We start from the raw sequence: 12,242 nt of genomic DNA, 5'->3' as shown, positions 1-12,242 counted from the left end.
TGTTAGCTGAGTCAAAAAGACACTGATCGCGCCAAGTCATTGATTTTCCTGGCGGGTGCGCCTGGAACGGGTATTGCAGTGCACAAGACATTCAATGTGCACTCCAGGAACCCTTCCATGCTGACCACCCAACAAAAGTCCATCGTCACCGCCACCGTGCCGCTGCTCGAAACCGGCGGCGAGGCGCTGACGACCCACTTCTACCGGATCATGCTCGGCGAGCATCCGGAAGTGCGGCCGCTCTTCAACCAGGCCCACCAGGCCAGCGGCGAACAGCCGCGTGCGCTCGCCAACGGCGTGCTGATGTACGCGAAGAACATCGACCGGCTCGAGGCGCTCGGCGATCTCGCCGGCCAGATCGTCAACAAGCACGTCGCGCTGCAGGTGCAGCCCGAGCACTATCCGATCGTCGGTGCCTGCCTGCTGCGCGCGATCCGCGAGGTGCTGGGCGCCGAGATCGCCACCGACGAGGTCATCGCCGCCTGGGCCGCCGCCTATGGCCAGCTTGCCGACATCCTGATCGGCGCCGAGAAGCAGGCCTACGACGAGCGCGCCGACGCGCCCGGCGGATGGCGCGGCGCCCGGTCGTTCACGGTGGTGAAGAAACAGGTCGAGAGCGAGGAGATCCATTCCTTCTATCTCGCGCCGACCGATGGCGGCCCGATCCTCGACTTCAAGCCCGGCCAGTACATCGGCCTGCGGCTGGTCGTCGACGGCAACGAGATCCGCCGCAACTACTCGCTGTCGGCGGCGCCGAACGGCAAGACCTACCGAATCAGCGTCAAGCGCGAAGCCGGCGGCCTGGCGTCCAACTACCTGCACGACCAGCTCGGCGAAGGCGGCACGGTCGAGCTGTTCCCGCCTGCGGGCGCCTTCACGCTGGAGGCCAGCGAGCGGCCGCTGGTGCTGATCAGCGGCGGCGTCGGCATCACGCCGACGCTGGCGATGCTCGAGGCCGCGCTGAAGACCTCGCGCGCGGTGCATTTCATCCATTGCGCACGCACCCGCGGCGTGCACGCCTTCCGCCAAGCCATCGATGCGCTGGCGCACAAGCACCCGCAGCTCGAGCGCTTCTATTGCTACGAGGAGGTGGCCAGGGACGCAGCGCAAACCGATGCACCGCACGCAGTGGGCCGGCTCGACGCCCAGAAGCTCGCACAGTGGCTGCCGGCGACGCGCGACATCGATGCCTACTTCCTCGGCCCGAAGCCCTTCATGCAGCAGGTGAAGAGCGCGCTTCGAACCCTGGGCGTGCCGGATCGGCAGGCCCGCTACGAGTTCTTCGGGCCGGCCTCGGCGCTCGAATAGGGCCTCTTCAGAACTTGAAGCCGGCGCCGAAGTAGGGACCGCCCAACGCGATCTTGCTGAGGACGCGGTCGTCGAACTTGTAGCTCAGGTAGCGATAGCCGAACTTCAGCGACACGGTGGGCGAATACCGGTAGCTGGCACCGGCCAAGGCCTGCCAGCTCGAGGTCGCACTGCCTTCACCCACATCCAGGTAGCCGAGCAGAGACCACTTGTCATTGAGCGGCATGAGGGCGCGCACGCCCACGATGCCGTTCCAGGCACCGCCCGAGTCCTCGATCTGGCCTCCCAGACCCCGCAGGCTCGGCGAGATGTTCACGTCGGCCTTGACATTGACGTAGCGGCCGCCGCCGAGCACGTCGACCGCCACCGGTCCGTTGAGCACGCGGTAGGTGCCGGCCAGGGTGTAGACCTGCTGCACGTAGTCGACGTCGTAGCCGCCCAGGAGCCCGCCGGCGACCTGATTGGAGACGCCGAGCTTGATGTACTGCATGTCGAGAAAGCCGCCCCAGTCGCCCTTGCGGGCCTCCAGCGTGCCCATGGCGCCGAATTCAAGCGCCTTCAGCAGGGTCATGGAATTCACCGAGACGGTGCTGCCGGGCAGCGGGCCGAACTTGAAGTCCGAGCGGACACCGGCCGTCCACAGATAGGGCACGAATTCGAACTGCCAGTCGTTGGTCGATGGAATGTTCTGGGCCGCCACCGGCAGGCAGGCCAGCGTGGCGCCGAGGCCGCAGAAGGTGAAGAGGAAGGACCTCGCCGGGAACCGGCCGTGCAGGGTTGGACGCATCGTGTTCGTGGCCTCAGTTGAATTTTGAGCACGACATGATAGGGCCCGGCGGCTACCCGCGAGGCGACATTCGCGGCCGAACGCGATGCTCAAGCGGAGCCCGGCGCCGAGGCCCCGACCGGCAGCCGGTCGATGATCAGCCGGGCCATCGGCGACGGCGTGCGCCCGTTCAGCGTCACGATGCCCATCTCGGACGCGGTGGGCACCAGGCCCTTGACCTCCAGCGCCCGCAGCTGGCCGTCCTCGACCTCCTTCGCCACCGCCGCGTGCGGTGCAGCGAGCACGGAGTCGCATTCGAGCGCGATGGCCTTCAGCAGCCCGACGTCGTCGCATTCGAGCGCCAGCGAGAAGTCGCTCGCCGACGGCAGGCCCGCCAGCCGCGCGAGCGCGGCCCGCACGCCCGCGGGCAGCCGCACAGACAGCACCCCGTGCGCCCACAATTTCGGCAGCGTCACCGGCCCGCGGCGTGCGAGCGGGTGGCCGTCCCGCACATAGAAGCCACCGGACTCCTGCCGCAGCGGACGCAGCGCGAGGCTGCTGTCGGTCGGCAGGTCGCGCGTGTCGGCGACGAAGAACTCGATGTCCTCCTCCCGTAATCGCTTCAGCAGCAACTGCCAGTTGCTGATCTCGACCCGCAGGTTGATGGCCGGGAACTCGCGCCGCATCGACGCCAGCAGCGGCGCCAGAAAGGTCGCAGCCGGAAACGGCCCGGCGCCGAAGGCGGTGTCACCGAGCTCCAGGCTGCGGTAGAGCGCGATGTCGCGCTCCAGGCAGCGGTTGTCGAACACCAGACGGCGCGCCCGGGCGACGATGAATTCGCCGGCCGGCGTGGGCACCACCTCCTGGCTGCCGCGGTCGAACAGCAGCAACCCGAGCTCGGCCTCGGCCGCCTGGATGCTGCGCGTGAGGGCCGGCTGGCTCAGGTGCACCTGCTCGGCCGCGCGGATGAAGCTGCGCCTGTCGGCCACGGCGACGATGTGCGTCCAACGCTTGAGGTCCATGCGACTCCTCGGCGGCCAATTGCAGCCTCTGCATTGAGGTTATCTTCACTATGCATTGAACTCAATAGGTGGAAATCTCGACAATCGCGGCCAAGGAGCCTTGACAAGGGGTGGCCTATGCGATCCATCACGCGACCGGCAAGCGCGTGCGCGACCTGCCGATCCGCTTCGAGCAGGTGATGTGAGGACCGCGGCTGGTTCGCTCGCCGGGTTGCCGGCGAACGGCGGTCTGGTCGGTGYGTTCATGGGGATGAGGTCCTCGGGTGATGTTGGCTCGGGGTTGCGTCATCAATCCCAGCGCGGTGCCAGGCCGTCGGGATCGACCAGACGGGCGCCTTTGTCCAGCGCGTCGATCCGCGCCATCTCCGCATCGCTCAGCCGCAGTGCGCGCGCCTGGAGGTTGCTTTCCAGATTGACGCGCTTCGTCGACGAGGGAATGACCGCGAAGCCGTGCTGCATGGCCCAGGCCAGCGTGACCTGTGCGGGCGTCGCGCCGCGCTGCCGCGCGATGTCCTGGATCACCGGCTCCTGCAGCGCCTTGCCGTAACCCAGCGTCATGTACGAGGTGGTGTGGATGCCCCGCGCCGCGGTGAACGCAACCACCTTGCGGTTCTGCAGCGCGGGGTGCAGTTCGATCTGGTGCGTCGCGATGCGCTCGGCGCCGACGGCGTCGATGGCTTCACGCAGCAGCGCGATGTTGAAGTTCGAGACGCCGATGCGCCTGGCCAGGCCCCGGTCCTGCGCCTCGGCCAGCGCGCCCATGAACTCCGCCACCGGCACGGCATCGCCGGGCGAAGGCCAATGGATCAGCGCCAGGTCCACGTGGTCGGTGCGCAGCTTGCCGAGGCTGTCCTTCAGGCTCGCGGCGAGTTTGTCCTTCGCCAGGTTCTCGGTCCAGATCTTGGTGGTGATGAACAGGTCCGCGCGGGCCACGCCGCTTTCGGCGATGGCCTGGCCGACCTCGGCTTCGTTGCCGTAGATCTGGGCCGTGTCGACCAGGCGGTAGCCGAGATCGAGGCCGTTCCTGACCGAGTCGATGACTGTCCGGCCCTGCAGGCGGAAAGTGCCGAGGCCGAAGGCGGGAATAGCGTTGTTCATGAGATGTCCTTGTGGGTGAAGCCGAGAGCGGGGGTTGGCGATTTGTTCAGTGGCCGACGGGCAAGGGGCCGCGGGCCCGCACCGGGATGCCGGCGCGCCGGTCCAGTACGCCGCTCCACTGCGTGAGCGCCAGCGACACCAGAACCACCAGGGCACCGATCCAGGGCGTATGCATCAAGCCCAGGTGCGTCACGATCAGGCCGCCGGCCCAGGCCGCGAGAGCGATCCCGAGGTTGAAGGCTGCGATATTCAGGCCCGAAGCCACGTCCACCGCCTGCGGCGTGAAGCGCGCAGCCTGCTTGACCACATACACCTGCAGGCCGGGCACGTTGCCGAAGGCGACCGCGCCCCACAGGAGCACGGTGACCAGGGCCAGCCACTTGTGCGGCGCCGTGAAGTTGAACAGCAGCAGGACGGCAGCCAGCAGCGCGAAGATGATCCTGAGTGCCGGAATCGGGCCCTTGCGGTCGGCCAGCTTGCCGCCCCAGAGGTTGCCCGCGGCCACCGAGACGCCGTACACCAGCATCACCCAGCCCACCGCGCCGGCGTCGAAGCCCGAAACCTCCTGCAGGATCGGCGCGAGGAAGGTGAAGGGGATGAAGGAGCCGCCGTAGCCGATGGCCGTCTTGGCATACACGAGCAGCAGCCGCGGCTCGCCCAGCACCTTGGCCTGCTGCACGAGCGAGGCCGGCGGCGTGTGCTTGATGTTGTTCGGCACGAAGATCCAGCTGCCGATGAAGGCGACCACGCCGAGCGCGGAGACTGCCAGGAAAGTCTCGCGCCAGCCGAATTGCTGGCCGATGAAGGTGCCCAGCGGCACACCGGTGACCAGCGCGACAGTGAGGCCGGTGAACATGATCGCAATGGCGCTGGCCGCCTTCTCCTTCGACACCAGGCCGGTGGCGATGGTCGAGCCGATCGAGAAGAACACGCCGTGCGCGAGGCCGGTCAGCACGCGCGCCACGATCAACGACTCGTAGCTCGGCGCCTGCCAGGCCAGCAGGTTGCCGGCGGTGAACAGCGCCATCAGGCCGAGCAGCAGCGCCTTGCGCGGCAGCTTGCCGGTGAGCGCGGTCAGAACCGGCGCGCCGATCGCGACGCCCAGCGCATAGAGGCTGATCAGCAGGCCGGCCGAGGGCAGCCCGATGCCGAGGTCGGCCGCGACGGTGGGGAGAAGGCCGACGATCACGAACTCCGTCGTGCCGACGGCGAATGCGCTGAGCGTCAGCGCGAACAAGGCAATGGGCATGTAGACACTCCTGTGGAACGGGACGGAGTGTGGCCGCATGATCCTTGCAGAAAAACACCGTTCTGCTCAGAACACAATTGACTTGGAATCAACAATGGATACGGAGCGGCAGGTCATCTGTCGCATGCGGAAGCAGCGAGCGGCCTGAGCAGAGCCGCGCGCAGCTCACCGATGCGATCGTCGAGAAAGCAGAACGGGCCGGATGGCGAAGCCCATGGGCGGCCCCCGGTTCAGGGGCTGAACAGCCCCTCCAGCGTCGCCCGCATCACGGCGGCGTCGGCCGTCTGTCCCGTCCAGTGCGCGATGCTGATCAAGCCCTGGTTCACCAGCATTCCCAACCCATCGAGCGTGACGCAGCCGCGTTGCGTCGCCGCTTCGATGAGCGCTGTACGCGGCGGATTCGGAATGACGTCGGCCACCACCATGCCGGGGTGCAAACTGTCGGTGTCGAGATCGGGCATTGCGCCGACGTTCGGGAACAGCCCGATCGAGGTCGCGTTGACAACGATGCCGGTCTGCCTGTCCACGCGATGATGCGGCGTCCAGGGCACGGCGCTCGCCTGCGCGCCGGTGCGCTGGCTGATCAGCTCGGCCAGTTCGCGCGCCGGTTCGGCACGCCTGTTGACGATGGTGATGTGGCCCGCGCCAGCCAGCGCGAGTTCGACCGCGATGGCACGCGCTGCGCCGCCGGCACCGAACAGCGTGACCCGGCTGCCGCCCGGTTCGGCCACCGTGCGCAGCGAGTCCAGGAAGCCCTGGCCATCGGTGTTCTCGCCCACCAGACGGCCTTCTCGCAGCACCACGCAATTGACGGCACCGATCAGGGCCGCCGAGGGTGCGAGGGCATCCAGATGCTCGATCACCGCAAGCTTGTGCGGAATCGAGCAATTGAAGCCGGCCCATCCCATGGCGCGCGCGCCTCGCACGGCGTCGCCCAACATGGCGGCAGGCACGTCGCAGTTGATATAGCGTGCATCGAGCCCGAGCGCACGGTACGCCGCCTCGATCATCGCCACCGTCGGATTCTCGTCGGCCGGCGACGCGAAGGATCCCGTCAACAAGCTCAGGAAATGGTGTTCGGTGTTCATGCGTTCATTCTCCGGCAAGGGCTTCGCGCCATGGTCGGTGCGCTGGGGCAAGCAGAGAAGGCGTGCGTTGAGTTCAACACTTCGAGCGTAGCGATCGCCGCCGGCGCGACCCATCGGAATCCTCCGAAACGCCGCCGGGAGGGGCTGTCAGCGGGGCTGTCCCTTCCTGTCGACGAAGTCCTTCATGTACCGCTGCGGCTCCCCCGTCGCAAAGGCGCTTGCGAACTCGTCCACGCCTCGCAGGATCGAGACCTCCAGCGGCTCCTGCTGCCACTCGCGCAGCAGCCGTTTCTGCTGGCGCAGCACCGCCGGACCATAGGAGGCGAACCGGCAGGCCGTGCGGGCGACCTCCGCGTCGAGAGCCTCGGGCGCGACGACCGCATCGACCAGCCCCCAGGACAGGGCCCGCCGCGCATCGATGGTTTCACCGGTCAGCAGCAGCCAGTTGGCGCGGGCATGGCCGATCAGCCGGGGGAGAAGGGCCGCATGAATGATGGACGGAATGCCGACCTTGACCTCGGGCATGCCGAAGTGCGCCTGGTCCGAGGCGATGCGGATGTCGCAGGCCAGGGCGAGCTCGAGGCCGCCGCCCAGGGTCCAGCCGGGAATGCGGGCGATGACCGGCACAGGGGACTGCCGCACGGCTTCGCACAACTGCCGCAGGTTGTCGATGAAAGTCCGGGCCGAGGCGACCTCCAGCGCGCCCATCTCCTTGATGTCGGCGCCGGCGACGAAGGCCTTGTCGCCGCTGCCRCGAAGAACCACCGCGCGCAGGCTTGCATCGCCGACCAGCCGACGCATGGCCGCTGTCAGGTCGGCGATGACCGGCGTGCCCAGGATGTTCAGCGACTTCGCTTCGCGAAGCGTGACGGTAGCGATGCCCTCGGCATCGATGGCGACGGCTGCATGATGCAGGAGGAAATCTGCCATGGTGGTCTTTCAGAGCTTCTCGAAGCCGATGTCGTGGATGACCTTCTTCCAGCGTTCGTTCTGGCTCGCCACCAGTCCGGCGAAGTCGACGCGCGACATCGGGCTGGGGATCGCGCCCTGCTTCTCGATGGCGGCGGCGACTTCAGGGTCGGCGAGCGCCTGGCGCACCGCGGCGTTGAGTGTGTCGAGGATCTTCCCGGGCGTTCCGGCCGGTGCGCCGATCCCGAACCAGGACGGATTGTTCATGTCCGCAAAGCCGGCCTCCGCATAGGTCGGCACCTGCGGCAGCAGCTTGAGCCGCTGCTTCGCCGCCACCGCCAGCGGCCTGACCTGCCCGCCCTGAATGAGCCCTGCGGACGAAGGAATATTGTCGAAGACCATGCTCACCTGACCGGCCATCAGGTCCGACAGCGCAGGACCCAGCCCCTTGTACGGTACGTGCAGCATGCGGGTGTCCGTGACGTGCTGGAACAGCTCGCCGTTGATATGGCTCAGCCCGCCGTTGCCCGAAGAACCGAAGGAGTACTTCTCGGGATTCGCCTTCAGCTCCTTCACCAGGCCCTTCAGGTCGGAGGCCGGGAAGCCGGGGTTGACCACCAGCACGTTCGGCACGTCGGCGATGTTGCTGATCGGCGCGAAGTCCTTGACCGGGTCGTAGGCGGTCTTGGCGTAGACGTTCGGATTCACCGCATGCGAGCTCTCGACCACCATCACCAGCGTGTAGCCGTCGGCCGGCTGCTTGGCCGCATGCGCCGAGCCCACCGAGCCGCCGGCACCAGGCCGGTTCTCGACCACGAAAGGCTGCTTCAGGATCGCGCCGAGCCGGGTGCCGATGATGCGCGCCAGCAGGTCAGTCGTGCCGCCGGGCGCGTACGGAACGATCAGCTTCACGGGCTTGTCGGGGTAGCTTTGAGAGTGCGCGGGCATCGCGGCGGCGATGAATGCCAAGCTCAAGGCGAGCATTGCTCTTTTCTTCATGTCTCTTTCGTCTTTCGATGGATGGCGTGTGAATCGGCGAGTCAGGCCCAGGTCGCCGCATGCGGCGTGGGGTCGGGGAGCGCGGGAGGCGGCAACGCGTCGCGGGCTGGAAGCGGGTGCGTGCCGAGCATCGGATTGCGCACGGTCGGGATCTCGCCCAGCACCGGATGCATGAGCACCTGCACCATGCGCCGATGCCGCACCTGCGGGTCGGCGAAGACCTCTTCGAGGCTGTTGATCGGGCCCCATGGCACGCCCGCTTCGTCGAAGGCCCGGGTCCAGCTGCTGCGCGTGCGAGCGGCAAACAGCTCGGTCAGCACGGTGCGCAGCGCAGGCAGATTCAGGATGCGATCCGGGTTGGTTTCGAAGCGCGCGTCAACCGCAAGATCGGCGCGCTCGGCAACCTCGCAGAAGCGCTTGAACTGGGCATCGTTGCCAATCGCCAGGATCAGGTGCCCGTCGGCGCAGCGGAACACCTCGTACGGTGCGCAGTTCGGATGCGCGTTGCCGCTGCGCTGCGGGTTCACGCCCGACACCAGGTAGTTGGCTCCCTGGTTGGCGTTGAGCGCCACCGCGACGTCGAGCAGCGCGATGTCGATGTATTGGCCTTGCCCGGTCGCCTGCCGCTGGAACAACGCAGCCAGGACGGCCGAGGTCGCATACATGCCCGTCGACAGGTCGACCACCGCGACACCGGTGCGCAGCGGCCCCGCGCCCGGTTCGCCATCGGGGTGGCCGGTGTAGCTCATCAGGCCGCCCATGCCCTGGAACACATAGTCGTAGCCGGGCTTGTCGGCCATCGGGCCGGTCTGGCCGAAGCCCGTGATCGAGACGTAGATCAATCGCGGATTGATGGCGCGAAGGGTCTGGTGATCGAGGCCGTAGCGCGCCAGCGCGCCCGCCTTGTAGTTCTCGACCAGCACATCGGCGTCCCTGGCCAATTCGATGATCTGGCGCGCGCCGGCTTCTTCGGAGAAGTCGATCGCGACGGACCGCTTGCCCCGGTTGCAGCAGCTGAAGTAGGACGACAACCGGGCCGCGCCGCCGTCTTCCTCGATGTAGGGCGGGCCCCACTGGCGCGTGTCGTCGCCGCGGCCGGGATGCTCCACCTTGATAACGTCGGCCCCGAGGTCGGCCAGGTTCTGCGTACACCACGGTCCCGCGAGGATCCGAGACAGGTCGAGTACCTTGATGCCGGCGAGGGCTTGATCGAGCATTTAGTCTCCATTGAATTGAAAGCTTTCGCAGTCTAGGCAGCGCCTCGAAGCGCATCCAGTCGAATGTTTCGAAGCGGGGGTTGGTCTGAATCGAACGGAGCGCGCTGGCATATCACGGGGACTTCTCGGGCTTGAGTCGGACGGTCACCCACCGTACCGCCAGTGGCGCGTGCGAGCGCCCAGCGCTCGGGTCCTCACAAACAAGACTCTGGATAGCAAGGTCCAGCTCGCGCACCGCAACAGCCGAGGCAGCTATGGTCGACCGCGCATCACGCAGCAGCTTCACCAGCAAGGCGAGCGCGTCAGCGCCGAGCGGGTGCGCCGAAGCCTCAAGCGCCAAGGGCTACGTCCGGTGTATCGGCGGGCCTGGGCAGTCACCATCGACTCGGGGCATCGCTTGCCTGTGACACTCAACCTCCTGGATCGTCGCTTCGATGGCGCRCAACCGATCCGGGCCTGGGTGGCCGACATCGCGTATGTTGCAACCGACGAGGGCTGGCTGCACTTGGCCGTGGTGATGGACCTGGCGAGCAGGCGAGCCGCTGGATCGTGGGGAGGCGATGTCCGAGACGATCGATGCGAAGCTGGTCTGTGCAGCACTCGGCATACTGGCAGAGAAAGCCCGGCGCCGGGCTGCTTGTACCCACGGCTCGTGGAAGCCAAGGCTTACTTGGTCCGAGTGATGCAGCAAAGCGACTGACTTGCCCCGGCGCCACACCGCCATCATCAGCGCGTCGGCAACGAGCTGCGAGGTCATGCTCTCCTGCATCGACCAACCGACGATGCGACGCGAGTACAGGTCGAGCACCGCCGCCGTGTACAGCCAGCCCTCAGCTGTCCAGATGCAGGTAAAGTCGGCCACCCACTTCTGGTTGGGTGCATCGGCTCGGGACTGACGGTCCAGCACGTTGTCGGCGATGGCGCTTCGAGCACCGCGGTCCTGCGGAGACCCAGGCCCCTCTGTGCTTCGCCATGAAGCCGAATCTCACGTCGACACCCGGGCGAAGTGGGCCGCCGCCCTTTTTTTGAGCGGGTCACGCTCCATCTTGAGCTTGGCATTCTTTTTCCTCAGACGCTTCAGCTCAGCCTGCTCGGGCTTCATCACGCCCTGACCAGGAAACGCCGTAAGCGACCGGCCGCCCCACCTTGCCAGACGATCGCAGATCAGGGGCCGTTGACCTCGTCGACGGTTTCACCGTCGTCGTAATACATACCGATGGCTCGATCGAGCCGCTTGAGCAGCGCGTTGAGTGTTTCACCGTCTCGGCGTACCAGCATTGCCAGGGCGTTGTTGCCGTCGGCGGCGGTGGCTGCGCATTCATGGGGCGGGAGCGCTCCGAGCGTGATCTCGCCGCCGTCGTCGATCAATGCTTGGATGTTCTTCATGGCGCTGTCGTCGCGGGCTCTGGTGCACACCACCGATGCGGCAACAGCTCTTCGATGCGGTGGTTGGGATGCAGCGGCAACCGCTCGAGCACRTCCTTGAGGTAGATCCAGGGATCGTGACCGTGCAGCTTGGCCGAGTGCGCGAGGCTCATGACGACGGCTGCGCGTTGACCCGCCAACTCGCTGCCAGCAAACAGCCATGCCTTTCGACCCATCGCCCAGGGACGGATCAAGTTTTCGCAGTGGTTGTTGTCGATGCTCACCTCGCCGTCGACCAGGAAGCGGCCGAGCGCGGCCCAGCGCYTGAGGCTGTAGTCGAGCGCGCCGGCAGCSCCGCCGCCMTCAGGCACGCGCTGGCGTTCGATGACCAYCCACGCATGCAGCGCGTCCCACAGCSGCTGGCTGCGTTGGCGGCGCGCGGCCAGCCGCTCGTCGGCTGTGAGCTGCGYGATCTCCTGCTCGATKCGGTAGAGCGCGGCRATGCGCTGYAGCGCSGGCGTGGCGATCGCGCTSGCGCCCGTTTTCAGCAACTCGTCGAACTTGCGTCGCGCGTGCGCGAGGCATCCGGCTTCGATGCGGTCTTCRAGCTTGAAGACGACATCGTAGGCGCCATAGTCGTCACAGGTGAGCGTCCCCCGCCATCGACCGAGGAACGCGACCGGATGGCGTGCGGCCCGGCTGATGCAGAAGTCATAAGCCACGCCCGGCACCGGGTCGAAGGCGCCTCGCGCGTAGGCCCACACATAAGCCTTGCGCGTCTTGCCGGCGCCGGGATCGAGCAGGCTCACCGGGGTCTCATCGGCGTGCAGCACGCGCGCGCCGAGGATGAACTCGCGGTGCGCGTCGTACAGCGGCGCAAGTGCAGCGCCGGCGGCGCCCGCCCAGTTCGCCAACGTCGAGCGCGGCGTCGCCACGCCCGAGCGGGCGTTGATCTGCTCCAGCCGGTAGTACGGCAGGTGATCGATGAAGCGACCGACCAGGGTATGGGCCACCAGGCCCGCCGTGGGCAACCCCTTGTCGACGATCTGCGGGTCCACGGGCTCCTGCACCAACGTCTGGCAGCACCGGCACGCCCACTTGCCGCGGACGTGGCGATGCACGAAGAACTCGGCCGGGACCACGTCGAGCCGCTCGCTCACGTCCTCACCCACGCGCACCATCGGCTGGCCGCAGCCGCACGTCGTGTCGGCCGGCTCGTGG

12 protein-coding genes and 1 pseudogene are annotated in these 12,242 nt (G+C 67.1%); 2 read left to right on the top strand and 11 right to left on the bottom strand.

Annotated features, from left to right (window positions below):
* Positions 1 to 117 precede the first annotated feature (117 nt).
* The gene (hmpA, locus tag AC1D2E_RS13910; protein ID WP_478197937.1) at positions 118 to 1,308 is read left to right on the top strand and encodes an NO-inducible flavohemoprotein; all 1,191 of its coding nucleotides are present in this window, start codon (positions 118 to 120) and stop codon (positions 1,306 to 1,308) included.
* 7 nt (positions 1,309 to 1,315) lie between these two features.
* Here hmpA and AC1D2E_RS13905 read toward each other — a convergent pair whose 3' ends face one another.
* From AC1D2E_RS13905 to AC1D2E_RS13870, 8 genes are all read right to left on the bottom strand, one after another.
* Positions 1,316 to 2,095 carry a porin family protein gene (locus tag AC1D2E_RS13905; RefSeq protein ID WP_478197936.1) on the bottom strand — a complete coding sequence of 260 codons (780 nt, stop codon included), beginning with the start codon at positions 2,093 to 2,095 and terminating at the stop codon, positions 1,316 to 1,318.
* Between the two features lie 89 nt (positions 2,096 to 2,184).
* A complete protein-coding gene (locus tag AC1D2E_RS13900) occupies positions 2,185 to 3,096 on the bottom strand; it encodes a LysR family transcriptional regulator (protein ID WP_478197935.1) in 912 nt (303 codons plus the stop codon).
* 288 nt (positions 3,097 to 3,384) lie between these two features.
* Complete coding sequence (gene dkgB, locus AC1D2E_RS13895; RefSeq protein WP_478197934.1) at positions 3,385 to 4,194, bottom strand: 2,5-didehydrogluconate reductase DkgB; 810 nt, start codon at positions 4,192 to 4,194, stop codon at positions 3,385 to 3,387.
* A gap of 46 nt (positions 4,195 to 4,240) precedes the next feature.
* The gene (locus AC1D2E_RS13890) at positions 4,241 to 5,443 is read right to left on the bottom strand and encodes an MFS transporter (RefSeq protein WP_478197933.1); all 1,203 of its coding nucleotides are present in this window, start codon (positions 5,441 to 5,443) and stop codon (positions 4,241 to 4,243) included.
* Positions 5,444 to 5,673: 230 nt separating this feature from the next.
* Positions 5,674 to 6,531 (bottom strand): shikimate dehydrogenase, encoded by an 858-nt coding sequence (gene aroE, locus AC1D2E_RS13885; RefSeq protein WP_478197932.1) that lies wholly within the window; start codon positions 6,529 to 6,531, stop codon positions 5,674 to 5,676.
* A 147-nt stretch (positions 6,532 to 6,678) separates the two neighbouring features.
* Positions 6,679 to 7,461 carry an enoyl-CoA hydratase gene (locus AC1D2E_RS13880; protein ID WP_478197931.1) on the bottom strand — a complete coding sequence of 261 codons (783 nt, stop codon included), beginning with the start codon at positions 7,459 to 7,461 and terminating at the stop codon, positions 6,679 to 6,681.
* A 9-nt stretch (positions 7,462 to 7,470) separates the two neighbouring features.
* Positions 7,471 to 8,439 carry a Bug family tripartite tricarboxylate transporter substrate binding protein gene (locus AC1D2E_RS13875; protein ID WP_478197930.1) on the bottom strand — a complete coding sequence of 323 codons (969 nt, stop codon included), beginning with the start codon at positions 8,437 to 8,439 and terminating at the stop codon, positions 7,471 to 7,473.
* 41 nt (positions 8,440 to 8,480) lie between these two features.
* Complete coding sequence (locus AC1D2E_RS13870) at positions 8,481 to 9,656, bottom strand: CaiB/BaiF CoA transferase family protein (RefSeq protein ID WP_478197929.1); 1,176 nt, start codon at positions 9,654 to 9,656, stop codon at positions 8,481 to 8,483.
* A gap of 169 nt (positions 9,657 to 9,825) precedes the next feature.
* On the opposite strand from AC1D2E_RS13870, the gene AC1D2E_RS13865 reads away from it, so the two are divergent.
* Positions 9,826 to 10,356: an IS3 family transposase gene (locus AC1D2E_RS13865; protein WP_478197928.1), complete on the top strand. Its 531-nt coding sequence runs from the start codon at positions 9,826 to 9,828 to the stop codon at positions 10,354 to 10,356.
* Here AC1D2E_RS13865 and AC1D2E_RS13860 read toward each other — a convergent pair.
* From AC1D2E_RS13860 to tnpC, 3 genes and pseudogenes are all read right to left on the bottom strand, one after another.
* Positions 10,252 to 10,779, bottom strand: a pseudogene (locus AC1D2E_RS13860) (DDE-type integrase/transposase/recombinase); the annotation flags it as partial. The gene AC1D2E_RS13865 and the pseudogene AC1D2E_RS13860 overlap by 105 nt on opposite strands.
* 41 nt (positions 10,780 to 10,820) lie before the next feature.
* Positions 10,821 to 11,042, bottom strand: a complete 222-nt coding sequence (locus AC1D2E_RS13855) for a hypothetical protein (RefSeq protein ID WP_478197927.1) — start codon at positions 11,040 to 11,042, stop codon at positions 10,821 to 10,823.
* Positions 11,039 to 12,242 (bottom strand): IS66 family transposase (gene tnpC / locus AC1D2E_RS13850; protein WP_478197926.1); only part of this gene is annotated, 1,204 nt, incomplete at its 5' end. The genes tnpC and AC1D2E_RS13855, both read right to left, overlap by 4 nt.

The sequence above is a fragment of the Variovorax sp. P1_H2 genome (assembly GCF_056405295.1).
This window is presented reverse-complemented; position numbering and strand designations above follow the sequence as displayed.

Bases quoted from the DNA above. Each gene is read 5' to 3' on its own strand.
- AC1D2E_RS13855 (WP_478197927.1), bottom strand. From the start codon at position 11,042: ATGAAGAACATCCAAGCATTGATCGACGACGGCGGCGAGATCACGCTC.
- AC1D2E_RS13890 (WP_478197933.1), bottom strand. From the start codon at position 5,443: ATGCCCATTGCCTTGTTCGCGCTGACGCTCAGCGCATTCGCCGTCGGC.
- aroE (WP_478197932.1), bottom strand. From the start codon at position 6,531: ATGAACACCGAACACCATTTCCTGAGCTTGTTGACGGGATCCTTCGCG.
- dkgB (WP_478197934.1), bottom strand. From the start codon at position 4,194: ATGAACAACGCTATTCCCGCCTTCGGCCTCGGCACTTTCCGCCTGCAG.
- hmpA (WP_478197937.1), top strand. From the start codon at position 118: ATGCTGACCACCCAACAAAAGTCCATCGTCACCGCCACCGTGCCGCTG.
- AC1D2E_RS13875 (WP_478197930.1), bottom strand. From the start codon at position 8,439: ATGAAGAAAAGAGCAATGCTCGCCTTGAGCTTGGCATTCATCGCCGCC.
- AC1D2E_RS13905 (WP_478197936.1), bottom strand. From the start codon at position 2,095: ATGCGTCCAACCCTGCACGGCCGGTTCCCGGCGAGGTCCTTCCTCTTC.
- AC1D2E_RS13870 (WP_478197929.1), bottom strand. From the start codon at position 9,656: ATGCTCGATCAAGCCCTCGCCGGCATCAAGGTACTCGACCTGTCTCGG.
- AC1D2E_RS13900 (WP_478197935.1), bottom strand. From the start codon at position 3,096: ATGGACCTCAAGCGTTGGACGCACATCGTCGCCGTGGCCGACAGGCGC.